The sequence below is a fragment of the Acidimicrobiales bacterium genome (genome assembly GCA_041394245.1).
GTDB lineage: Bacteria > Actinomycetota > Acidimicrobiia > Acidimicrobiales > Aldehydirespiratoraceae > JAJRXC01.
Genome location: JAWKIR010000003.1, coordinates 196,330 through 219,264, shown reverse-complemented (window position 1 = coordinate 219,264; position 22,935 = coordinate 196,330). Strand labels below are relative to the sequence as shown.

At 68.3% G+C, this 22,935-nt stretch carries 24 protein-coding genes, 1 tRNA gene and 1 pseudogene; 16 read left to right on the top strand and 10 right to left on the bottom strand.

Annotated elements, in window-relative coordinates; genetic code table 11:
* Positions 1-4 precede the first annotated feature (4 nt).
* Both R2707_15635 and R2707_15630 read left to right on the top strand, forming a co-directional pair.
* Positions 5-349, top strand: a complete 345-nt coding sequence (locus tag R2707_15635; GenBank protein ID MEZ5246530.1) for a Rid family detoxifying hydrolase — start codon at positions 5-7, stop codon at positions 347-349.
* 53 nt (positions 350-402) lie between these two features.
* Entirely contained in the window at positions 403-597 is a 195-nt protein-coding gene (locus R2707_15630; protein ID MEZ5246529.1) for a hypothetical protein, read from the top strand.
* Here R2707_15630 and R2707_15625 read toward each other — a convergent pair.
* Complete coding sequence (locus R2707_15625; protein ID MEZ5246528.1) at positions 585-2,846, bottom strand: MMPL family transporter; 2,262 nt, start codon at positions 2,844-2,846, stop codon at positions 585-587. The genes R2707_15630 and R2707_15625 overlap by 13 nt on opposite strands.
* 169 nt (positions 2,847-3,015) lie before the next feature.
* Entirely contained in the window at positions 3,016-3,447 is a 432-nt protein-coding gene (locus R2707_15620; GenBank protein MEZ5246527.1) for an Hsp20/alpha crystallin family protein, read from the bottom strand.
* A 100-nt stretch (positions 3,448-3,547) separates the two neighbouring features.
* Here R2707_15620 and R2707_15615 point away from each other — a divergent pair, with 100 nt between their 5' ends.
* Entirely contained in the window at positions 3,548-4,099 is a 552-nt protein-coding gene (locus R2707_15615; protein MEZ5246526.1) for a TetR/AcrR family transcriptional regulator, read from the top strand.
* A gap of 19 nt (positions 4,100-4,118) precedes the next feature.
* On the opposite strand, the gene R2707_15610 is transcribed toward R2707_15615, so the two are convergent.
* Positions 4,119-4,802: a response regulator transcription factor gene (locus R2707_15610; GenBank protein ID MEZ5246525.1), complete on the bottom strand. Its 684-nt coding sequence runs from the start codon at positions 4,800-4,802 to the stop codon at positions 4,119-4,121.
* Complete coding sequence (locus R2707_15605; GenBank protein MEZ5246524.1) at positions 4,802-6,139, bottom strand: glutamine synthetase family protein; 1,338 nt, start codon at positions 6,137-6,139, stop codon at positions 4,802-4,804. The genes R2707_15610 and R2707_15605 overlap by 1 nt, the downstream gene beginning before the upstream one ends.
* 199 nt (positions 6,140-6,338) lie before the next feature.
* On the opposite strand from R2707_15605, the gene glnII reads away from it, so the two are divergent.
* A complete protein-coding gene (gene glnII / locus R2707_15600) occupies positions 6,339-7,352 on the top strand; it encodes a glutamine synthetase GlnII (GenBank protein ID MEZ5246523.1) in 1,014 nt (337 codons plus the stop codon).
* A gap of 81 nt (positions 7,353-7,433) precedes the next feature.
* Here the strand turns inward: glnII and R2707_15595 are convergent, their stop codons facing one another.
* Positions 7,434-8,501 carry an NADP-dependent oxidoreductase gene (locus R2707_15595; protein ID MEZ5246522.1) on the bottom strand — a complete coding sequence of 356 codons (1,068 nt, stop codon included), beginning with the start codon at positions 8,499-8,501 and terminating at the stop codon, positions 7,434-7,436.
* 74 nt (positions 8,502-8,575) lie between these two features.
* Here R2707_15595 and R2707_15590 point away from each other — a divergent pair, with 74 nt between their 5' ends.
* The 4 genes from R2707_15590 (at position 8,576) to R2707_15575 (ending at position 12,652) form a co-directional block, all read left to right on the top strand.
* A complete protein-coding gene (locus tag R2707_15590; protein ID MEZ5246521.1) occupies positions 8,576-10,351 on the top strand; it encodes an NAD+ synthase in 1,776 nt (591 codons plus the stop codon).
* Between the two features lie 50 nt (positions 10,352-10,401).
* Positions 10,402-10,965 carry a hypothetical protein gene (locus R2707_15585; protein ID MEZ5246520.1) on the top strand — a complete coding sequence of 188 codons (564 nt, stop codon included), beginning with the start codon at positions 10,402-10,404 and terminating at the stop codon, positions 10,963-10,965.
* 212 nt (positions 10,966-11,177) lie between these two features.
* Complete coding sequence (locus R2707_15580; GenBank protein MEZ5246519.1) at positions 11,178-12,116, top strand: sigma-70 family RNA polymerase sigma factor; 939 nt, start codon at positions 11,178-11,180, stop codon at positions 12,114-12,116.
* Positions 12,117-12,142: 26 nt separating this feature from the next.
* Positions 12,143-12,652 (top strand): nitroreductase family deazaflavin-dependent oxidoreductase, encoded by a 510-nt coding sequence (locus R2707_15575; GenBank protein ID MEZ5246518.1) that lies wholly within the window; start codon positions 12,143-12,145, stop codon positions 12,650-12,652.
* A gap of 75 nt (positions 12,653-12,727) precedes the next feature.
* Here the strand turns inward: R2707_15575 and R2707_15570 are convergent.
* Positions 12,728-12,823: transfer RNA gene (locus R2707_15570), tRNA-Sec, on the bottom strand.
* 158 nt (positions 12,824-12,981) lie between these two features.
* On the bottom strand, positions 12,982-13,809 hold the full coding sequence (locus R2707_15565) for an HAD-IB family hydrolase (protein MEZ5246517.1): 828 nt from the start codon (positions 13,807-13,809) through the stop codon (positions 12,982-12,984).
* Between the two features lie 119 nt (positions 13,810-13,928).
* Between R2707_15565 and R2707_15560 the strand changes: the two genes are divergently transcribed.
* Genes R2707_15560 through R2707_15535 form a run of 6 tightly spaced genes read left to right on the top strand, consistent with a single transcriptional unit; the run spans position 13,929 to position 17,637 of the window.
* Positions 13,929-14,621 (top strand): hypothetical protein, encoded by a 693-nt coding sequence (locus R2707_15560; protein MEZ5246516.1) that lies wholly within the window; start codon positions 13,929-13,931, stop codon positions 14,619-14,621.
* Positions 14,618-15,676 (top strand): ATPase, T2SS/T4P/T4SS family, encoded by a 1,059-nt coding sequence (locus tag R2707_15555; GenBank protein MEZ5246515.1) that lies wholly within the window; start codon positions 14,618-14,620, stop codon positions 15,674-15,676. The genes R2707_15560 and R2707_15555 overlap by 4 nt, the downstream gene beginning before the upstream one ends.
* Positions 15,673-16,245: a type II secretion system F family protein gene (locus R2707_15550; GenBank protein ID MEZ5246514.1), complete on the top strand. Its 573-nt coding sequence runs from the start codon at positions 15,673-15,675 to the stop codon at positions 16,243-16,245. The genes R2707_15555 and R2707_15550 overlap by 4 nt, the downstream gene beginning before the upstream one ends.
* Positions 16,246-16,253: 8 nt before the next feature.
* Positions 16,254-16,952, top strand: a complete 699-nt coding sequence (locus R2707_15545; protein ID MEZ5246513.1) for a type II secretion system F family protein — start codon at positions 16,254-16,256, stop codon at positions 16,950-16,952.
* 47 nt (positions 16,953-16,999) lie between these two features.
* Entirely contained in the window at positions 17,000-17,239 is a 240-nt protein-coding gene (locus R2707_15540; GenBank protein MEZ5246512.1) for a DUF4244 domain-containing protein, read from the top strand.
* Positions 17,236-17,637 carry a TadE/TadG family type IV pilus assembly protein gene (locus R2707_15535; protein MEZ5246511.1) on the top strand — a complete coding sequence of 134 codons (402 nt, stop codon included), beginning with the start codon at positions 17,236-17,238 and terminating at the stop codon, positions 17,635-17,637. Before R2707_15540 ends, R2707_15535 begins: the two co-directional genes overlap by 4 nt.
* 14 nt (positions 17,638-17,651) lie before the next feature.
* Here the strand turns inward: R2707_15535 and R2707_15530 are convergent.
* From R2707_15530 to R2707_15520, 3 genes and pseudogenes are all read right to left on the bottom strand, one after another.
* A pseudogene (locus R2707_15530) lies at positions 17,652-18,893 on the bottom strand (HD domain-containing phosphohydrolase).
* A gap of 15 nt (positions 18,894-18,908) precedes the next feature.
* The gene (locus tag R2707_15525; GenBank protein ID MEZ5246510.1) at positions 18,909-19,577 is read right to left on the bottom strand and encodes an HD domain-containing protein; all 669 of its coding nucleotides are present in this window, start codon (positions 19,575-19,577) and stop codon (positions 18,909-18,911) included.
* Positions 19,578-19,625: 48 nt separating this feature from the next.
* Positions 19,626-21,998 (bottom strand): DEAD/DEAH box helicase, encoded by a 2,373-nt coding sequence (locus R2707_15520; GenBank protein ID MEZ5246509.1) that lies wholly within the window; start codon positions 21,996-21,998, stop codon positions 19,626-19,628.
* A gap of 106 nt (positions 21,999-22,104) precedes the next feature.
* Here R2707_15520 and R2707_15515 point away from each other — a divergent pair, with 106 nt between their 5' ends.
* Together R2707_15515 and R2707_15510 are read left to right on the top strand one after the other, a co-directional pair.
* The gene (locus R2707_15515; protein ID MEZ5246508.1) at positions 22,105-22,455 is read left to right on the top strand and encodes an STAS domain-containing protein; all 351 of its coding nucleotides are present in this window, start codon (positions 22,105-22,107) and stop codon (positions 22,453-22,455) included.
* Positions 22,452-22,934, top strand: coding sequence for an ATP-binding protein (locus R2707_15510; protein MEZ5246507.1), 483 nt, complete (start codon positions 22,452-22,454; stop codon positions 22,932-22,934). Before R2707_15515 ends, R2707_15510 begins: the two co-directional genes overlap by 4 nt.
* Position 22,935 lies beyond the last annotated feature (1 nt).

Sequence of the window (22,935 nt, the reverse complement as noted above, 5' to 3'; positions counted from 1 at the left end):
GACCATGAGCACTCCTGTTGGTCCCTACACGCCGATCGTCCGTGGAGGCGATCTCCTGTTCACCGCCGGCCAGATCGGCATCACGGCCGATGGCCTCGTCGAGGGCGGCCTCGAGGCGGAACTGCGCCAGGTGTTCGTCAACCTGCGATCCGTGCTGTCCTCGGCCGGCGCGTCGCTCGCCGATGTCGTCAAGACGACCGTCTTCATGGCCGACATGGGCGACTACGCGAAGATGAACGAGATCTATGTCGAGGAGTTCGGCGACCATCGGCCGGCCCGCTCCGCCGTGGCGGTCGCCGCTCTGCCCCTCGGCGCGAGGATCGAGATCGAAGCGATCGCGACCGTCTGATCCCCGAGTGCCGATGTAGCCCGCGGGCGGGCCGGTCTGGCAGACTGCCGGTCATGGACGTCGGAGCGATCATTTTCGTTGTCGTACTCGTCATCGTGATGCCCGTCGGCATCCTGATGAGCATGGTCGGCCTCGCCGGAGCGCTGGGTGGCCTGGTCGGCCGTGACCGCGACCTCGACAATGTCGACGACGAGGGCAATCCCAACGAGTACCTCGCGCTCTCCGACGCCAACCCCTACAAGGGCTGAGTTCTGCGGCCCACCAGGGCCGGCAGTGCGACCACGGTCGCGAGCCAGCTGAGGCCGATGATCGACGCGAGGAAGAACCCGACGATCACGTAGGGAGTCAGCGACGACAGCAACAGCGGTGTGAACCCCACGGCGATGACGGCGGCGTTGCGACTCAGCGCGCGGGCCGGTTCCTCCGCGAATGCCTCGATCGCGAGCCGGGCGTCACCCAGGTCGGCCTGGAGTTCGCGGAACCGTTCGACGAAATGGATCGCGAAGTCGACGCCGATGCCGAGCACGAGGGTGGACAGCACCGCGATGGGCATGTCGTAGGACTTCCCGACCAACCCGATGGCGCCGTAGACGGCGAGGATCGTCCACAGCACCGGTGCGATCCCGATGAGTGCCCAGGTGATCGACCGGAAGAGCAGGACCAGCAGGCCGGTGACGATCGCGAGGGTCACCAGGAAGCCGACGAGCATTCCGGACACCATCTCGTCCTGCCACACGAGGTTGAGATAGGTCTCGCCCGCCCACTCGGCCGTGACCCCGGCGGGGAACGGTTGGACGGCGAGTTGTTCGGCGGTGGCGTCGACGACCGATCGCATCGCCTGGTTGTCGCCGTCGCGAAGCTGCAGGCGGATGTTCGCGTGCATCCCGTCGTCGGTGATGAGGGTGGCGACCAGCGCGGACTCGGCGCGGCCGGCGGCGAGCACGGCATCGGCCGACTCACCGGTCGCGTCGCCGAGCAGGTTCGCGTAGGACGCCGACGTGCCGACGATGTCGCCGCCGGCCCATTCCGATTGGAGCGCGGCAACCGTTGCGAGCGTTTCCGGTGACGTCAGCTCGGCGGGGTCGTCGGCGGTCAGGACGAGGTTCGCGGCGAAGGTGCCGGGCAGCTCGTCGTTGAGCCGCTCGCTCGCGACCCGGACCTCGTGGCCCGAACGGAACCAGTTGACCGGATTGTCGTTGACCTCGATCTGTAGGATGAGGGGCACGGACACCGCAGCGATGGCGGCGATGCCGGCGAGCACGAGTCCGCGGTGGCGCAGCGCTCCGAGCGGAAGCCGGCGGACCACGGCGGCGAATCGGCCGTCGCCGGGAGCCCGATTGCCGACCGCCCGCTCGATCGAGGACTCCTTCACCAGCATGAGAACGGCCGGCAGCACGGTGAGGGTCGCGAGCCACGCGAAGACCACCCCGACGGCGATGAAGATGCCGAACACCCGCACCGGCGGGATCGGGGTCAGCGCCAGGGCGCCGAACCCGACGACCGTGGTGATGGTCGTGAACGCGATCGGCCCGGCGAGCTCGTCGAACACGATCCGCAGCGCTTCGCGGCGCTCGCGGACTCGGCCGTAGCGATCGAAGAACTCGCTGATCACGTGGATGGCGTCGAGGATCGCGACCGGCATCAGGAAGATCGGGATCATCGAGCTCATGATGTGCAGGCTGTTGCCGGTGCCGATCAGCAGTCCCATGGCCCACACGACCGAGAGCAGGGCGAGCAGCATGGCCGGCCCGACGAGGACGAGTCGTCGGAAGAACACGAGCATCAGCAGGAAGATCGCCAACCCGGCCAGTGGGGCGAACAGCGCCATCTGCACGAACATCTGGTCGCCGAAGGCCTCCTGGGCGAGCGGGAGTCCGGCGATGTGGCGCTCGAATCCCGCGAGGGCCGGTGCGGCGTCGAGCAGTTCGTCGACCGCATCGCTGACCGGTTGCGCATCGGACTTCGACACCAGAGGGATGAAGAACGCGAGCGTGTCGCCGTCATCGGACAGGACGTTGCCGCCGAGCAGCGGGTCGCCGGCGATCCGCGCGGCCAGGGCATCGGCATCGGCCGTGCCGGCCGGCGCGGCGCCGACGGGCTGGGCGGTGCGGACGCTGATCATCGTGTCGGGGGCGACACCGTCGGTGGTGGCGATCGCGTCGTGGAGCGCGAACGCGGCGGCGAGCGTGTCGGGGGCGACCACCGACTCGTCGGCGAACACGCCGACGACCAGCATCTCGCCGGTCTGGAACTGCTCCCGCAGGTCGGCATTGCGGACCCGCACCGGTGCATCCGAGGAGAGCATGTTCTCCGGGTCGGTGTCGATCCGGATGCGTACGAAGAGCCCGCCGAGCACGAGCGTCGCGATCGCGGCGATGGCGAGCACGCGCCGTGGGTGGCGCATCGACCGGTCGACGAGGGCCATCGAGATCCGCTCGATGGTGGTGTCGGGGCGATGGTGATGGGCGGGTCCATGTCCGGCCGGGGGCAGATTCATGGAGCCACGATAGAGGCATCCGGTAAATGTCCGGACATTTCGTGCCTAGAAATGCTGCGGCAGGGGGAGATTCGTGGCTCAGGAGCGCAGTGCCCATGCCCGGTCACTCGGTCGTACCGGACACGGGCCTGCGCTGTCCTGCGGCCGGCCCTCCCCGGCTGCGGCGGGATCAGGCGGGAGCGGACTCCGCCTCGATCGCCGGGGCACCGCTGGTGTTGATCGTGATCTTGCGGGGCTTGGCCCGCTCGGCCACCGGGATTCGCAGCGTGAGCACGCCGTCGGAGAGATCGGCCTCGATGTGCTCGGCTGCGAGGCCCTCGCCGAGATGGACCTGGCGGTGGAACTTCCCTCGGGCCCGCTCGCTCATGTAGAGGCGGTCGGCCTCCGTCGGTACCCAGTCGCGTTCCGCGCTGATGGTCAGGACGTTGCGCTCGACGTTGATGTCGAGGCTGTCGGCGGCGACACCGGGGAGGTCGACATGCACCCACACGTCGTCACCGCGCCGGTACGCGTCCATCGGCATCGGGTGCGTGGCGCCCGTGGTGCCGACCCGGCGAAACACCGTGTCGAAGTCGCGGAAGGGGTCGTTGTTGAAAAGCATCCGAAGTCTCCTCTCGTTGTCTGTGCCGGGTGCAACGGCTGAAACACTTTCAGTATTCCTGAAGTATACGAACTTTCGGACAAACTGCTAGCCTCGCCTGATGGCCCGGCGTGAACCGATCGACCACCCGTCCCTGATGGCGGCGGCGATGACGATCCTCGACGCCGAGGGATTCGAGGGCCTCACGCTGTCGCGAGTGGCAACCCACCTCGGTGTGGGGCCGTCGGCTCTCTACACCCATGTCGCGGGTCTCGCCGGCCTCCACCACGCCGCAGGGGTCGAGGCGACGCGTCGCCTCACGGTGGAAGTGCGCGATGCCGCGATCGGCCGCGCCGGAGATGACGCGGTCCGGTCGGTCGCCGACGCGTACCGGGCATACGCGCGCCGCCACCCGGGCCGCATGACGGCGACGATGCGCAGTGTCGAGGTCGACGACGCGATGGATGCAGCCAATGCCGAACTCGACGCGGTGTTCGTGTTGCTGAGTGAGGCTCGTGGCCTGTCGGGTCCGGGCGCGGGGCGCGCCGCGCGCAACGTTCGTCGTGCCATCCACGGTTTCGTCGTCGTCGAGCACGCGACGGGCGACGACGACCGCGCCGATCGCGACTATCGCGACCTCGTCGATTCGTTGTGCTCCATCCTGTCGCCGTGAGCGGCGACTCGGCGGCGCATCACATCCAGCGGGAACGACCGAAGGAGTAGCCGACGGAGCGGATCGTCTGGATGAGGTTGGCGTGTTCCTCGCCGAGCTTCGCGCGTAGGCGCCGGACATGGACGTCGACGGTGCGGGCGCCGCCGTAGTAGTCGTAGCCCCACACCCGGTTGAGCAGCGTCTCGCGGGTGAAGACCTTGCCCGGATGGGCGGCGAGGAACTTCAGCAGCTCGTACTCCATGTAGGTCAGATCGAGCGGCTTGCCCTCGATGACGGCCTGGTAGGTCTCGAGGTTCATGGCCAGCGGCCCGTACTCGATCAGGTCGATGTCGTCGTTGCCGCCCGAGCGTCGGAACACGTGCTTGAGCCGGGTCTCGAACTCGACGGGGTGGAACGGGTGGACGCAGAAGTCGTCGAAGAGGTCCTCACGGGGATCGAGCTCCATCAGCTGCCCACCGTTGACGAGGAGCAGCACCGACTCGACGTTGACGTCGCCGTTGCGGATCGCCCGGCAGAAGCGGGTCGCGGTCTCGAGATCGGACACGACGGTGGCCATGACGATCGCGCCGACCCACCCGTCGTTCGGCTCGTCGCGTCGGGCGGCATCGATGTCGGACGCCGCCTTCCAGGCCCAGCCGCCGATGTCGAGGGCCTGGGCGAGTTCCGGGGGAACCGGGTCGGGATAGACGAGAAGTGGTTCCATCAGGTGCTCGGGAGGTAGCGCTCCAGCTCGAAGGGCGTGACCTGCGACTGGTACTCGGACCACTCGCTGCGCTTGTTGCGCAGGAACCACTCGAAGATGTGATCGCCGAGCGTGGCACGAACCAACTCGGACCCCTCCATCACGTCGAGCGCTTCGTCGAGCGACCGGGGAAGCGGCTCGACACCGAGCTCGCGTCGCTCGTGCTCGGACAGGTCGAACAGGTTCACCTTGATCTCGGGCGGCAGCTCGTAGGCCTCCGAGATCCCCTTCATGCCGGCCGCCAACAGCAGCGAGAACGTGAGGTAGGGATTGCAGGCGGGATCGGGGGCGCGGTACTCGATGCGGGCCGATTCCGGCTTGCCCTTCTTGCGCACCGGCACCCGCACGAGGGCCGAGCGGTTGTTGCGGGCCCAGGCGACGTAGGGCGGCGCCTCGGAGGTCTCGGCGATGCGCTTGTAGCTGTTGACCAGCTGGTTGGTGACGGCCGTGATCTCGCGGGCGTGCCGCAGGATCCCGGCGGTGAACTGGCGAGCGGTGCCTGACCAGCCGTAGGGGTCGTCGCCGTCGTGGAAGGCGTTGTGACCGTCCTTGAACAACGAGAGGTGGGTGTGCATGCCCGAGCCCTGGACGCCGTTGAGCGGTTTGGGCATGAACGTCGCGTAGCAGTCGCGCTCGAGCGCGATCTTCTTGACGACGAGACGCAGGGTCATGACGTTGTCGGCGACGTCGAGCGCCTCGGTGTAGCGGAGGTCGATCTCGTGCTGGCTCGGTGAGTCCTCGTGGAACGAGTACTCGACGGGGATCCCCATGCCTTCGAGCATGTGGATGGTGCGCTTGCGGAGGTCGCTCGAGACATCGGCCGTCGTCAGGTCGAAGTAGGACGCACGGTCGAGCGGCTGAGGCTTGCCCAGGCTCGGGTCGCCGGAGGCGAAGTAGAAGAACTCGACCTCGGGGGCCGCGAAGAACGAGTAGCCGTGGGTGCGGGCCTCGGCGAGGTTGCGGCGCAGCACCTGGCGGGGATCACCGACGAACGGCGTCTCGTCGAGGTTCTGGATGTCGCAGAACATCCGCGCCGAGGGCTCGTCCTCTTTCGCCCAGGGCAGCAGCTCGAACGACGTCGCATCGGGGCGGGCCAAAACATCCGATTCATGGACCCGCGAGAATCCGTCGATCGCCGTGCCGTCGAACTGAACGCCCTCGGAGAATGCGTTGTCGAGTTCGGCGGGAGTGATCGCGACCGACTTGAGATGGCCGACGACGTCGGTGAACCACAGACGGATCAGGCGAACACCCCGCTCCTCGACCGTGCGCAGCACGTATTCCTGCTCGCGTTCCATGCTCTCGCTCCCGACGATGGGCCGACTACAGCTTGCCGTGTCGACTGTGGCACTCCAAAAGCTCGACGTCGCTGGTCGCGGGGGTTCGTTCACACGCCGTTCACAATTGAGCAACGGAGGCGAAATGCCGCATTGGAACCCTGACGTTCGGCTCGCGAGAATGAGCCACTTCCAACGACATCCTCAAGAGGGGACCCAAATGGCCTACCAGGCTGAGTACCTGTGGATCGACGGCACCGAGCCGACACGAGAGATTCGCGGCAAGACCAAGATCCTCGCCGACGGTGATACGCCCGGCATCTGGGGTTACGACGGATCCAGCACCAACCAGGCGACGGGCGACAACTCCGACGTCGTGCTGAGTCCGGTGTTCCAGTGCCCCGACCCGATTCGTGGCGGCAACAACATCATCGTCATGTGCGAGACGCTGCTGACCGGCGACATGTCGCCGCACCCGACCAACACCCGGGCGCTCGCCCAGGAGGCCTACGAGAAGTACGGCGACCAGGAACCGATCTTCGGTCTCGAGCAGGAGTACACCCTCATCAATCCGAAGACCGGCTGGCCGGCGGGCTTCCCGCCCAACGGCTTCCCGGCACCGCAGGGCCCCTACTACTGCGGTGTGGGTGCGCTGAAGATCCACGGTCGCGAGCTCATCGAGGAGCACACCCAGGCCTGCATCGATGCCGGTCTCGCCATCTCCGGCACCAACGCCGAGGTGATGCCCGGCCAGTGGGAGTTCCAGATCGGTCCGGTCGACACCGTCACGGTCGGCGACCACCTGTGGGTCGCGCGCTACCTCCTCTACCGTCTCGCCGAGAAGTACGAGGTCGAGGTCAGCATCGAGGCCAAGCCCATGAAGGGCGACTGGAACGGTGCCGGCATGCACACGAACTTCAGCACCAAGGCGATGCGCGAGTCCTACGACCCGATCATCGCGGCGTGTGAAGCCATGGGTGCCCCGGGTGTCCCCGCCCGTCACCTCGAGGGCTACGGCACGGGCATCGAGGATCGTCTCACCGGCGCCCACGAGACCCAGCGCTACGACCAGTTCAGCTACGGCGTGTCCGACCGCGGTGCGTCGATCCGCATTCCGTGGCAGGTCGCCAAGGAAGGCAAGGGCTACATCGAGGATCGCCGCCCCAACGCCAACGCCGACCCGTACGTGGTCGCCGCCCTGTTGACGAACACCATCTGCAGCGCCCTGGCCTGACCCCCCCAAGTACACCAAATCAAGGCGACTTCACCCGCGAATGGCGGGCGAAGTCGCCTTGATTTCGTTTTGGGTGGGGGGTCAGTAGGGGCCGGGGCCGGGGTCGGCGCAGAGTTGGACGAGGGCCTTGCCGGTGTTGGTGCCGGTGAAGAGCGAGTTGAGCTGGTCGACACAGCTCTCGAGCCCGTACTTCATGTCGGTCGCGTAGCGCATCTTCCCCTCGGCGGCCCACTCCCACATCCGGTCCCACGCCTCGGGGTAGCGATCGACGTAGGCGAGGCCCTGGAACCCCGCCATCTTCGCCTGCTTGTTGATGAGGTTGAGATAGTTGGACGGTCCGGGCGGACGCCCCTTCTCGTTGTACATCGAGATGGCTCCGATGATCACCACGCGGGCGCCGATCGCCAAGCGCCGCAAGGCGATGTCGAGGATGGGTCCGCCGACGTTGTCGAAGTAGATGTCGAAACCCCTCGGGCGGATCTCCTTGAGGCGGGCGGCGAGATCCTCGGTGCGCCGGTTGAGGCACACCTCGGCGCCGAGCGACTCGACCCAGCGGCACTTCTCGTCGGAACCGGCGATGCCGACGACCGTCGCGCCGAGGTTGCGCGCCACCTGTACCGCGACCGACCCGGTCGAACCGCCGGCGGCCGAGATCAGCACGGAGTCGCCTTCCTTGATCTCGCCGAGATCGGTCAGGCCGAAGTAGGCGGTGGCGGCGGGCGACGAGATGACGGCGATCTGGAAGAGCGCGTCGTGCTCCGCCGGGAACGCGTTGACGATCGGGCTGTCGCCGTCGGCGACGACCCAGCTCGCCCAACCGGGCAGACCGCCGCCGCACCACGAGCCGACCTCGATGTCGGGATGGTTGCTCTCGATGACCCGGCCCATGCCCCCGCTGCGGACGGCCTCCCCGATCCGGACGGCAGGCAGATAGCCCTCGCCCTCGTCGAGCCACGAACGGACCGCGGCATCCATCTGGAGGTAGACCATCCGGATCAGGACCTGACGGTCGCCGAGTTCGGGCATCTCACCGATGACCACGTCGACATCGTCGTGGGTCAGCATCCCGTCAGGTCGTTGTCGCAGCACGACCTGACGGTTGACTCGTTCCAGCGGGTCGGGCAGGTCGGACGGGAGTTGCTCTGGCATGGGGAGGATTCTCGCGCAGCGGCGTCGTGGAACCCGTCTCAAGACACGCGTGGACGTGTTGGTAGATTCAGGTGGTGAACGACGCCCCCACCCACCTGCGGATCGCGATCTGCCAGATCAACCCCACGGTCGGCGATCTCGACGGCAACGTGGCACTGGCGCTGGCCGCGCTGGCCGAGGCCGAGGAGGCCGGTGCCGACGTCGCCGTCATGCCGGAGATGACCATCACCGGCTATCCACCCGAGGACCTCGTCCTCAAGCCGGGTTTCGTCGCCGACTGTCGAGCCGCGCTCGAGAAGTTCGCCGCCCAGACCGGCCGGTGTGCGGCGGTGATCGGTTTCGCCGACGGCGACGACGAGCCCGGCCGGGCCATCCAGGACGTCGCCGGCGTCGACCATTTCAACGGCGTCTGGAACGCGGTCGCGGTCTGCGCGGAGGGTCGGGTCTTCGGCACCTACCACAAGCGCCATCTGCCGAACTACGACGTGTTCGACGAACTCCGCCACTTCCGTCCGGGCGACGAGGCGTTGGGGCTGTTCGAGATCGCCGGCGTCCCCGTGGGTGTCACGCTGTGTGAAGACTCGTGGATCCCCGACGGGCCGGTGACCCAGCTCGCTCGCGGCGGCGCGCGTCTCGTGCTCAACGTGAACGGTTCGCCGTTTCGCGAAGGCAAGCAGGCGGTCCGCGAGCAGGTCATCACCGAACGCGTGCTCGAGTCGGGTGTGCCCGTCGTCTACGCGAACCTCGTCGGCGCGCAGGACGAGCTGGTCTTCGACGGCGGCTCGTTCGTCATCTCCGAGCATCGCGATGGTGCCTCCGTCGTCGCTCGTTGCAACTCCTTCACCGAGGGAACCGATGTGTTCGACATCGAACTCCCGCCGGTTCGCACCACCATGGACGCGTACCGGGTCGTGCACGTCACGCCCGTGCCGTCGGCTCCCCGCACCCCGATCCCACCCCCGATGGTGCCGCGGCTCGACCCGCTCGCCGAGCGATGGGAAGCGCTGGTGCTCGCCACCCGCGACTATGTCCGGAAGTCGGGGTTCTCGCAGGTTTGTCTGGGCATCTCGGGCGGGGTCGATTCCTCGTTGACGGCGACCATCGCCGTCGATGCCCTCGGTCCCGACAACGTCCACGGCATCCTGCTCCCGTCGCGCTACTCGAGCGATCACTCCCTCGACGACGCGTCGGCGTTGGCCGCCAACCTCGGGATCGCCACCTCCACCATCCCGATCGAGCCGGCCCACGCGGCGCTCACCGACATGTTGTCGCCCCACCTGGCCGACGGCGCGATCGAGGTGGGCGACCTCACCGACCAGAACCTGCAGGCCCGCATCCGTGGCGTCGTCTGGATGGCGATGGCCAACGAGCACCGGTGGTTGGTGTTGACCGCGGGCAACAAGTCCGAAGCCGCCGTCGGCTATTCGACGCTCTACGGCGACACCGCCGGCGCCTACGCGGTGATCAAGGACGTCTGGAAGACGACCGTCTACGAGCTCGGCCGTTGGCGCAACGAGGTGGCGATCGCCGAGACGGGGTCCACCGTCATCCCAGAAGGCGTCCTCACCAAGGCGCCGTCGGCCGAGCTGCGCCCCGGGCAGACCGATGACCAGTCGTTGCCGCCCTACGAGATCCTCGATCCCATCCTGCGCGCGTATGTCGAAGACGACCGGAACGTGGCCGAGATCGTCGCCATGGACCTCGCCGATCCTGCCGTCGTCCAACGGGTCTGTCGTCTCGTCGACATCGCCGAGTTCAAGCGTCGACAGACGCCGGTTGGTGCACGTCTCACCAAGAAGGCGTTCGGGCGCGACCGACGCATGCCCATCATCAACCACTACCGCGGCTAATTTCGCAGCCGTGGTCGGGTGGCGACCGCGCCACCACTACGGGGGGATGCGTGCATCAGGGCTTGACGACGGTGCAGAGCGCGCGGGTCGTGGGTGAGCTCCACTGGGCCGCGTCGCGCCTGTTCGAGGTGTTGGGCCGGTGGGCGGCCGAGGCGGATCGACCCGACGTCGCGATGTCGATGGCGACGTCGTCTCGTCACCTGGGGTGGCATGCCGACGACCTCGAGGCATTGCTCCCCGACTCCACGCTGCTCGAGGACGACGCGAAGAGTGGACCGCACTCGGAGGGGGTCGATGCCGCGGTCGAGGCGATCCGGGCCATTCCCGGCTCGGTCGAACGGCTTGCGGTCGCCCATCGGGTGCTCCTGCCGCGCATGGCCGCTCGTTGCGTGTCGATCGAGCGTGCGTCCGGCCATCACTGCGATGCATCGCTGGCTCGGGTGCTCTCGTTCCTGCTGGCCGATCTGCGCCGCGACCGCGACGATGGTGAGGCGCTGCTCGGGCGTCTGCTCACCGATGTCGATTCCGTCGAGCAGGCAAACGCCCGGGTGCTCGAGGCCGAATCCCGGCTGGTCGCCGCAGGTGGATTGCTGCCCGTCGGCATCGGTGACTGATCAGCCCCGGGGTTGGGCCGGACGACTCAAGTCTGGACAGACCGGCAAGACTTCCTCATGATCAGGCGAGGACGCGCCGACCACTCAGGGACGCAGTGGAAACGACGCTCTCTACCCCGTCCTCATGGACACTACGTGGATCCGCCGGTGGTGGAATCACGTTCGGTGGGTATCGTGCATCAACTAGCCGGTAGCGACGAGAGGGCAACTCTGTGGCGAAGGAACGTGTCGAACGGGACGAAGAGGACCTGGTTCGGCTGTACCTCACCGATATCGGTCAGTACCCCCTTCTGACGAAGGAGGACGAGGTCCGTCTCGCTCAGGAGATCGAGGGCGGCACCGAAGCCCGCATCGAGATGGAGAGCGCCGAGGGCGAACTCTCCCCGGCGAAGAAGCGCGAGCTGCGTCGGGCGATCCAGAAGGGCGAGGCCGCCGAGCGGACCTTCGTCCAGTCCAACCTCCGTCTCGTCGTCTCGATCGCCAAGAAGTACCAGGCCTCGGGCCTGCCGCTGCTGGATCTCATCCAGGAGGGCAACCTCGGCCTCATGCACGCCGTCGAGAAGTTCGACTGGCGCAAGGGCTTCAAGTTCTCCACCTATGCCACCTGGTGGATTCGTCAGGCGATCACCCGTGGCATCGCCAACACCGGCCGCACCATCCGTCTCCCGGTGCACGCGGGCGACACCCTGGCCCGGCTGCAGAAGGCCCGGGCCCGCCTCGAGCTCAAGTACGGCCGTCCGGCCACGCTCTCCGAGCTCGCCATCGAGGTCGAGATGCCCGAGGAGAAGGTCACCGAGGCCCTGCGTTTCGCGGCCGAGCCCCTTTCCCTGTCGGAGCCGCTGCGTGAAGACGGCGATGCCGAACTCGGCGATGTCGTCGAGGACAAGGCCGCCGATTCCCCGTTCGAGAGCGCGGCGACATCGCTGCTTCCCGACGAGATCTCCCGCCTCCTGGCCCCGCTCGACGAGCGCGAACGCGAGATCCTGAAGCTGCGTTTCGGTCTCGACCGCGGCGAGCCTCGCACCCTCGAAGAGGTCGGCGAACACTTCAACCTCACCCGTGAGCGGATCCGCCAGATCGAAGCCCGGGCGATGTCGAAGCTGCGCCACCCTTCGAGCGACACCGGCGCCCGCGACCTGCTCAGCGTCTAGCAGAGGCTGCGTCTAGCCCGGTGGGTGTGCAGGCGGCGCTCGGCTACGAGTTCCACCCGCCGAACGCGCCCCGACGACTCGTCCAGAAGATCGCATCCACGCGGGCCGGAGCCTGGTCGTTCTCGAAGACGGTGCAGCCGCTCGACGGGCTCGTCCATCGCCTCACCCGTGACCGCACATCAGCCACCCAGGTGCTCGCCGGCCTGCCGGTCATCCGCATCACCACGACCGGCCGCCGTTCGGGACAACCCCGGGTGGCGCCGCTGATCGCAGTGCCGATCGGTGACGACCTCGCCCTGCTCGGCACCAACTTCGGCGGCAGGTCCACCCCTGCGTGGGTCCACAACCTGCGGGCCGATCCGCGGGCTGCCGCGGCGTATCGCGACCGCGAGATCGACGTCGTCGCCCGCGCCGCGACCGCCGAGGAGTGCGAGCAGGTCTTCGCCGCCGGCGGTGCGATCTACGGCGGCTACGAGAAATACCGCGAGCGTGTCACCGGCCGTGAGATCGAGGTGTTCGTACTCACCGAGGCGTAGCGCGTCAGGGTTCGAGCCCGCACATCGGTCATCAGGAACACGCTTGTCATCGATGGATCCCGTCATCGGTGGAGTTGGCGGAGGTGGACGGGAATCGAACCCGCCGGACAGGGATCACCCATCCCACCCGCTTTGAAGGCGGGGGAGCCCACCAGGCGCTCGGACACCTCCGCCGGGCAACCTATCGGGGGCGCGGCGACATGTCCCGATCGGGTCGCTACGTTGCACCCATGTCGAAGAACCGAATCATCCTGGTGGTCGTCCTTCTCGCCCTCCTCGCCGTGCTGTTCAAGAAGGTCAAGGACGTCTGACGCGCTACGAGTCGGGAATCAGAAGGGCCAGCGCCGTTTCGGCGCGGCCCTCCGGGTGCGCCACAGCAGCGCAGCGCCGGCTGCCAGGCCGAGACCGAGCGCTCCCGCGCCGAGCACGGCCGGCTTGGGCGCGGCGATCGATCCCTCTCGCAGCGGGCGGGGGTTCTCGAACGTGCGGATCTCCCAGCCTCGCGCCTCGGCTTCCCTGAGCAGCGCACGATCGGGATTGACCGCGACGGGATGTCCGACGGTTTCGAGCATCGGCAGGTCGGTGATCGAGTCGGAGTAGGCGAACGAGTTGGCGAGATCGAGACCGTGGAGGTCTCGTTCCCGTTCGATCGCCTCGACCTTGTGGACGCCGGCCGAATAGAACTCGACCTCGCCCGTGTAGCGGCCGTCGGCATCGATGCGGGCCCGGGTGGCGATGGCATCGTCGACCCCGAGGTGGCGGGCGAGCGGCATGACGATCTCCTCGGGTGAGGCCGACACGAGGTAGACCCGACGACCGGCGTCTCGATGCGACTCCATGAGCTCGAGGGCTTCGGCGTAGACGAGCGGGTCGATCACCTCGGTGAGTGCATTGTCGACGAGGGCGGAGATCTTCTCCTTCTCCCAGCCGACCGCGATCTTCAACGCGGTCTCGCGCATCTTCTGCATCCGGCCTTCGTCGGCGCCGAGATAACGGAAGACGATCTGGCCCCAGAGCGCCCGCACGACGAGCCAGCGATTCAGCAGGCCTTCTTGTTGCAGACGCGGACCGAACGCGAGCATCGCGGCCTTGGCGATGACGGTCTTGTCGAGGTCGAAGAACGCCGCCTCGACCGACTCGTGTGCTGGCGTCGCCATGCCGCCCAGCCTACGGACCGGCGCGGCACGCGGGTTGGGAGTGTCAGCGCGTCGGCGTAGGGTCGCCGTAGCGACTTCCCCGTCGAGCCACTTCCCCGAGTGAGCGGTCGGGAGTCGTGATGTTGCAGGTGTGTTGGTCGCCCAAGGGCGGTTCGGGAACGTCGGTGGTCGCCGCCGCGCTGGCGGTGCAGGCCGCGGCTGCGGGCCGAGAAACACTGCTGGTCGACCTGGCCGGCGATCAGTCGGCCATCTTCGGCGTCGATGGTGGCGAGGGGATCGGCGACTGGTTCGCTGCGGCCGACGATGTCGGCCCCGACGCGTTGCGGTCCCTGGAGGTTGCCGTCGGCGATCGTCTCCGTCTGCTTCGCACCGGACGGGCCTCCGTCGGCCGGTGGTCGCCTGAACGGATGGCGGTGGCGATGGCGCTGTTCGAGACCGGCCCCGATCTCGTGGTGGTCGATGGCGGCCGTCAGAACGGCTGTGGTCTGCCGGCTCGTGCCGCGAGCGTCGTCGTCATCCGGGCCTGCTACCTCGGCGTTCGCCGGGCGGTCGACGCTGCCGGGATCAACACTGCCGGGATCAACACTGCCGGGATCGACACTGCACGAATCGTGCTGATCGAGGAGCCCGGGCGCGCGTTGTCCCGTCGCGACATCGAGGCGGCGGTGGGCGGGGTCGACATCGTGCTGCCGTGGGACCCGGCTGTCGGCCGTGCGGTCGACGCGGGGCTTTTGGCCTCGCGCATACCGCGCTCGCTTCGTCCGCTCCGACGCCTGTTGGTGCCCGAATCGACGGTGCGGGCACGGGCATGACCGACGTCGAGCTCGCCGCCCGGATCCATCGCCGACTCGTGGAGGACGGTGGCGACCTCCACACCGCGCGCCGCCTCCTGGATGCCGAGGCCCCCCTGCTCTCGCCGAGCGCGAGGGAGGAGGTCACGCGCCAGATCGCGGCGCGTCTGCGGGGATACGGCTCCATCGATCACCTGCTCCACGACGACGGGATCAGCGAGGTGATGGTGAACGGACCGGGCCCGGTCTGGATCGAGCGCGACGGGGAGATCCGGGCAACCGACGTGATCGTCGATGCCGACGAACTGCGATTGCTCGTCGAGCGCATCCTGTCGCCGATCGGGCGACGCATGGACCCGCTGCGACCATGGGTCGACGGTCGGCTGGCCGATGGCAGTCGGGTCAACATCGTCGGCCCTCCGATCGCGCCCGACGGTCCGTGTGTCACGATCCGACGGTTCGTGATCCGGCGCCCGACGCTCGATGAGTTCGGGGCCCCGGACCTGGTGGATCTCCTCCGATCGCGAGTCCGCTCCGGCGCGACGGTCCTGGTCAGCGGCGGTACGGGTGCGGGAAAGACCACACTGCTCAACGCTCTGGCCGGCGAGTTGCCGCCCGACACCCGTGTGGTGACGGTCGAGGATGCGGCCGAGTTGGCGCTGCCACTGGCCAACGTCGTCCGACTCGAGTGTCGGCCACCGGGGGTCGAGGGCACCGGCCGGGTCGACGTGCGGGATCTGGTTCGGGTCGCGCTGCGTCTTCGCCCCGACCGACTCCTGCTCGGCGAGGTTCGCGGACCCGAGGCGTTCGACCTGCTGCAGGCACTCAACACCGGCCATCGCGGCGGCATGTCCACCATCCACGCGAACTCCCCGCTCGATGCACTGCACCGCCTCCTCGGGTTGGTGCTGTCGGCCGACGCCGGGGTGCCGGCGACGGTCGTCGAGACACAGCTCGCGCGAGCCATCGATGTCGTCGTGCAGGTCGCCCGGAGCGCAGAGGGCAGCCGGGTGATCACCGACATCGCGCGCGTCGTCGGGCCCGGAGCGGTCGAGTCGCTGGTGGACGTGCCATGAGGCGCTGGTTCGATCCCGAGGAGCGCGAGCGACGATGGCAGGTCGCGCGGCTCGCGTTGTTGCTCCACGGCCTGTCGCGCGCGCTGCGGAGCGGCAAGACCCTGCCTGCCTCCCTTCAGGCCGTCGCCGACGACGCCACGGTGGCCGGAGCGGGACTCCGTCGGGCCGCCCGTCGAGTGCACGACGGTTCGCCCGTCCACGAAGAGATCGACCGGTGGGCAACGGCGCTCGCCGACCGCGATGCGGATCTCGTGCGGGCGGTCGTCAACACCGGGGCGGCGACCGGGAGCGCACTGGCGGCATCGTTCGATCGGGCCGCTGCGAGTCTTCGAGAACGCGCCGATCTGCAGCGCGAGATCGCCGCCCTGACCGCGCAGGCTCGAGCTTCGGCGATGCTGTTGACGCTTGCCCCGGTCGCGTTTCTGGGGGTGCTGGCGATGGCCGATCCCCGCGTGGTCGCGTTCGTGTCGTCCACCGGGGTCGGCCGGCTCGCGGTGGTGGGCGGCGTCGTCCTCGACGTCGTGGGGTGGCTCTGGATGCGTCGTCTCACCGCGGCGGTCGATCCGTGATGGTCGTCGTGGGCTTGCTGCTCAGCGCCTCGTGGCTGATCGCCCTGGTGCCCTGGCGGACGCCCGCTCGCCGGCTCACCGAGACACCTCACGGGTTGCCGGAGCGATCGTGGGCCGTGGCGGGTGGACCCGTCTGGGGCGCCGCCGTGGCGTCGGTGGGTCTGCTGGTGCATCCGGTCGTCGCAGCGGTGGTGGTGGCGTGGCCGTCGTGGCGTCGTTGGTCGACGGGGCGACGCGACCGGGTCGACCACCGCCAGGCGGCGTTGCGGGCGCTTCCCGAGGCGGCCGATCTCGTTGGTCTCGGCATCGGCGCGGGGCTGTCGGTCCGTGCCGCGGTGCATCACGCAGCCACCTGGACCGACGACCCCTACCGATCGGTGTTCATCGAGGCTCTTCGCCGCGCCGATGCCGGCGAGACGTTCGCGAGCGCGCTCGACGCTGCGGCGATCGACCTCGATCCGGTGGCGCGTCCGCTGATCGGTCTGCTCGTCGCCGCCGATGCCGACGGCGGCGCAGTGCTGACCAGCCTCGGTCGCGTCAGCGACGAAGCCCGTCACCGGCGCCGAACGGCCGCGGAGGTGAGAGCCCGACGCCTTCCGGTCACGATGCTTCTTCCCCTCGTTCTCTGCGTGTTGCCCGCGTTCGGGCTGCTCGCGGTGGCGCCGTTGGTCCTCACCGCATTGGGAGATCTCGATCTCGGATTCTGACGCGGCGCTTCCTTCTGCTTCCCCCATCAACTCCAGAGGAGAGACGAATGACCACACACTTCGGCTTCGGCCGTTCACTATTGGCGCTGTGGGTGTTGCTCGAGAGCGCGTTGTTCACCCGACATCGGGCACGGGGCGATCGCGGACAGGCCACTGCCGAGTACGCGCTCGTCGTGCTCGGTGCCGCAGCGGTGGCGATGCTGCTGATCGCCTGGGCGACCAGCACGGGGAAGCTGTCGACACTGCTCAACAAGGTGGTCGACAGCGTGGCCGGTCGGATCACGTGAACCGCCATGGTCGGCCCGCCCGCGGCGAGGTGCCGGGGGCGGGCTGGTCGTGCCCCGGCCAGGCGACCGTCGAGGTGGCGTTCCTCCTGCCGGTGGTCGTGCTGCTCGCCCTCGCAATCGGTCAGGTCGCGGTGGTGGCCCACGCGCGCGTCTCGGTCACGCATGCGGCGAGGGAGGGAGCGCGCGTCGCAGCGGTGGGGGAAGGCGACGGTGCCGTCCGTGCCGCGGTGCTGGCCAGCGGATCACTCACCGAGGCGCGGGTCCGTGTGGGCGTGGTGCGACGGGCCACGACCGTCGAGGTGACGGTCCGCTATGTGGACCCCACCGACGTCGCCCTGGTCGGGTCGCTGCTCGGCGATGTCGAGGTCGTCGGTGTCGCGGTGATGCGACGGGAATGAGGTGCCGTGATCGCTCAGGTGAGACGGAAGCGCGACGGATAGTCGGCGGTGCCGAAGGCGAGCCAGGTATCGGTCGACATCGACTGGGGCACCGTCATGCTGACCACGAGGTAGTGACCGTCGGGAACCGTGTAGTCGATCGCTCCGAGGGTGATGGTCGCCGCGCCGAAGTCGGCGCCGAACGGTTCCTGGGAGAAGACGATCTGTCCGGTGCTGATCGTGGTGCACGACGCGAGCAGCGACGCGCAGTCGGAGAGACCGGCGGCGACACCGCCGAGCGCTTCGGTGCTGAAGCCCGATGTCGCAACATGAATGCGCAGCGACGCGTTGCCTGCGAGCCGGGTGGGGTCGGCGATCGGAAGGACCCATGCAGCCACGTTGGGTGCGTCGAGCTCGATGAGGCCACTCGGACCCGAGGTGAGCGTGAGACCCGGGTCGGCGTTGGCGGCGCTGTCCCAGTTCGTGGCGCCACTCCCGCCGACGGCCGACACCAGCCCGAACGACGATCCGCCACTTCCGGCACCCAGGTATCCGCCGTCGAAGGTCGAGGGAGGCAGTGTCGTGGTCGTCGTGGTCGTGGTGGGCACTTCGAGCACGACCGCTCCGGTCGTGGTCGTCGGGGTCGTGGTCGTGGCGACCCGAGGCGCGTCATCGGTCGACGGTGGCCGAGTGGTGGTCGGTGTCGGAACGGTTGTCGTCGTGGTGGTTGTCGTGGTGGTCGTGGCGGCCGGAAGCGATGTCGTGGCCGGGAGGGTCACGGTCGTCGTGACCGCGATCTCCTCGACGATCCGCTCGGCGACGAGTTCCTCGGGTTCGGCGTTGATCATCGGCATCACGACCGACGTTGCCGCGAAGACCGCGGCGATTGCCGAGGTCGCCGCGGCCGGGATGTTCGCGGCGCCGCTGAACTGCATGGCGATGGGGGAGTTCGCGAGCCACGTGCCGACCTTGCCTCGCTGGGTGGGGACCAGCGAGGCGGACAGGAACGCCCTGACGACATCGGGATCGAACCGGGCGCCCGAGCACGACGCGAGTTCGGCGCGGGCGTCGTCGTGGCTCATCGCCGACTTGTAGGCCCGCACCGACGTCATCACGTCGAACGCGTCGACGATGGCGATGATCCGGCCCGCTCGGGAGATCTCGTGTCCCTTGATGCCGCGGGGGTAGCCACCGCCATCCCAGCGCTCGTGGTGGTCACGGGTTCCCCGGGCCCACTCCCCGAGCCATCCCCGCATCGGCTGCACCATCTTCCAGCCCTCGGCGGGGTGGCTCTACAGACGTGACCATTCCCGGTCGCTCAGCTTCGTGGACTTGTTGAGCACGTCGGCCGGCACCGTCAGCTTGCCGATGTCGTGGAGCAGCCCCGCCCACTGCAGCTTCATCCGCTCGTGCTCGGTCAAGCCCATCTCGACCGCGACCAGATCCGCATAGGCGCGCACCCGTTCGGTGTGCCCTCGGGTCAGGCGATCGTGGGCGGTGAGCTTTCCGACGATGTGGAGCAGGTACTCCGCAGCCTCCTGGGCACTCGCGTTCTCGAGCTCGGCGACCTCGCGAGCGAGATGCTTGGCGGTGCCGCGGCGTAGGGCCATCTTGAAGCGCGACGGTGCCTGGTCGGGGAAGACGATCGACAGCCGCAGCAGGGTCGACAGCGGGAGGTACTGGCGTGCGGCACGGTCGATCGAGACGAGGGTCAGGGTCGAGATCAGCGACAGTGCGGCCCAACGGGCGACGGCCTCGATGACGCTCGCAGGCTCGCCGAGGAGGTGATTCAGCTTCCAGGCCGCTGCGGTGACCGCGATGAAGGGGACCGCGAGGATCGTGAGGCGCGCGGCTTTGGCCAGGACGGGGCGCGCCCGCCATTCGCGCCCGGCTGCGTCGACCTCGGTCGACTCGATCTCGGTTCCCACGGTGTTCCTGTCGGCCCGAACGTCGTTCACCATGAGGGCGCGTCGGCTGCCCTCCATAGGCCAAACGGCCCGATCGTGCCACTATTCGGTCGGCGCGGTACCGAGAATCGTCCGGAGCAGGTTGGCCGCTCCCACCTTGTCGAGGGGTTCGTTGCCGTTGCCGCACTTCGGGGACTGCACACACGAGGGGCAGCCGTCGGTGCACGGGCACGCCTCGATCACCTCGGCGGTGGCGTCGAGGTGCCGAGCCCCGGCCTCCCATCCGAGCTCGGCGATGCCGGCGCCGCCGGGATAGCCGTCGTAGATGAAGATGGTCGGTGCTCCGGTGTCGGCATGCAGCGCGGTCGACACGCCGCCGACATCCCATCGGTCGCAGATCGTGAACAGTGGCAGCAGGCCGATTGCGGCGTGTTCGGCGGCATGGAGGGTGCCGGCGATGTCGGCGCTCGCCCGGGCGACGAGCGCCGAATCGACGGTGTACCAGAACGCCCGGGTGACGAGCCGTTGCTCGGGCAGGTCGAGTGTCTCGTTGCTCAGGATCTTTCGGGATCTGGCGTCGCGCATCTGGTAGCCGGTGACCTGCGTGATGACCTCGACCGAGCCGAGGTGCAGTGTGGCCGCGCCGACCCGGCGCGTGTCGTCGATCGCCAACACGCGGATGTCGGTTGCGCTGCGGGCCTGGGTGTACTCCCCACCGTCGGCTTCGACGACGCGGGCTTCCCGCCGGTCGAGATCGAGCTCGACCACCTCGAACGCATTGCCTCGATGGAGATAGATCGCCCCCGTGTGGACGGCGCTGTGCGATCGGCTCTCGTCGACCGTGCCGATGAGACGTTCGGTGTGGTGTTCGATGATCCGGATCTCTCCCGAGGATCCCGATCGCAGGCTGATTCCCCGTGTCGGATAACCAGTGCCGCACCAGTGGGCGAAGGGCTCCTCGGTGCCGTTGCGCCAACGCCGGCGCAGACGGAGCCGATCGTCGCGGACGAGATCACGCACGCCGTCGTGCAGCTCTTCGTCGCTCCACCAGCGCAGGTCGTCGTAGCTGAGGGGGAGTTCGTAGGCCGCGCACGCGAGATGCGGGTCGAGGATGAAGGGGTTGGCGGTGTTGACCACCGATGGCTCGGGGGGTCGGCTGAAGACCTCGTCGGGGTGCGCCATGAGGTAGCGGTCGAGCTGGTCGTCGCCGCCGATCATCACCGTGACGGATGGCGCAGTGCGACGCCCGGCACGGCCTGCCTGCTGCCACATGGAGGCGATGGTTCCGGGAAACCCGTTCATCACACACGCATCGAGTCCGCCGATGTCGACGCCGAGCTCGAGCGCCGAGGTCGACACCACGCCCCGGAGGTTGCCCCCGAAGAGTTCGTGCTCGATGGCCCGGCGCTCCTGGGCGAGATAGCCGGCGCGATAGGGCATCACGCTGTCGCGGAGTTCGACGGGCAGGCGCTCGTTCACGTCGGCGGCCACCAGTTCGGTGCCCTTGCGCGACCGACAGAAGGTGATCGTGCGATGTCCGCTCTCGATGAGCGCCGCCGTGATCGACGCGCATTCGGAGTTGGCCGATGTGCGTGCCCCGCTCACCTGATCGATCACCGGTGGATCGATCAGGGCGAACCGGCGGGGTCCGGATGGCGACCCGTCGGCGGTGACCGCGGTGACCGGCGCCGCGCACAACGCCGACGCGAGGCGGGCCGGATCACCGATCGTGGCCGAACAGAAGATGAACGTGGGATCGCCGCCGTAGTGGTGGCAGATCCGGCGGAGGCGGCGGAGGATGTGGGCGACATGGGTGCCGAAGATCCCGCGCAACACGTGGAGCTCGTCGATCACCACATAGCGAAGGCGCATGAGGAAGGTGTCCCACTTGGCGTGGCGGGGGAGGAGGCCGCCGTGGAGCATCTCGGGATTGGTGAGCACGACATTGGCGTTGTCGCGGATCCAGGCCTTCTCCTCGGTCGACGAGTCGCCGTCGTAAGCGCCGGCGACGAGGTCGGGAAAGCCGATGGCCGTCAACGCTCGGAGCTGGTCGTGGGCGAGGGCCTTGGTGGGATAGAGCAGGAGGGAGGTGCCCGGCCGGATCGGATCGACGACGGCCTCCGCCACCGGCAGCTGGAAACAGCGGGACTTGCCGGACGCGGTGCCGGTGGCCACGACCACGTTGGCGCCGCGGCGGGCGAGGTCGATCGCCTCGGCCTGGTGGCTCCAGAGCGGTTCGTCGCCGATGATCTCGACGATCGCGGGGGGAAGCGGTCGTTCGAGCGCACCGAAGCACTCGGCCCGTTCGGGGATCTGCTGGAGGTGAACGAGCCGGCCATCGGCGGACAGCTCGGCGAGGAGTTCGTCGAACGCCGGTGTCCGTGGGAGCGGTGGGGCAGCCACTCGCAGGGCCGGCGCGGCGGTATCCGCAGGGGTGTCCGCGAGGAGCGGAACCGGCTCGGGGGCGAGGGCCATCGCGCCACACTACGAGACGGGTGTGACCGAATCACACGGGTGAGGTTTGCGTCGGTCGTGTCGCTCGCCCCCGGAGCGGGCTCCGGTCGTATTACCGTCAGCCCTTGTGCAGATCGTGACCCACTCGCATCGAGACGGTTCGTGGATGGTGATCACCGTCGCGGGCGAGCTCGATGTCGTCGGGGGGCCCGACCTGCGCCAGGCCGTCATGGCCGAGGTCCGGGAGGGCAACCACCGTCTCGTGTTGGATCTGACCGGCGTCGATTTCATCGACTCGTTCGGGCTCGGAGTGGTCATCGGCGCGCTGAAACGCGCCCGTCTCCTCGACGGTGATCTCCGACTCGTGGTCCCGGAGCCGCACGTGCGCCGGGTGTTCGAGGTCTGCGACCTCGACCGGGTGTTCGACCTCCACACCAGCGTCGACGACGCCGTCGCGGCGACAGGGGCGTCCCGATGACCGGCGACGAGATGGCGGTTGCCGATTTCCGACCCGGAGAGATCGTCCTCGAGATCCCCGCACGGACCGAGTACGTGTCGCTCGTGCGCGTCGTCGTCGCCGCCGCGGCCGAGATCGAACCCGACATCGCGTCGGAACGCATCGAGGACCTTCGTGTCGCCGTGAGCGAGGCGACGACCAACGCCATCGAGGCCCACGATCTCCACGGCGTGAGCGATCGGATCCGGATCCAGTGCAATCTCGCCGACGAGGAGATCGCCGTCGTGGTCCACGACATGGGGATGGGATTCGAGCCCGACGAGGTGCCGACCCTGCCGGAACCCGACCGGCCCGAACGTCTGCTCCACGAGTCGGGGCTCGGGGTGCACCTCATGCAGATGCTCACCGACGAGTCGGAGATCTCGGCGACCGACGACGGAACGGACGTGCGATTGGTCGTGTATTCGTCGAAACGTCGCCGACGCGATTCCGACCGCTAGC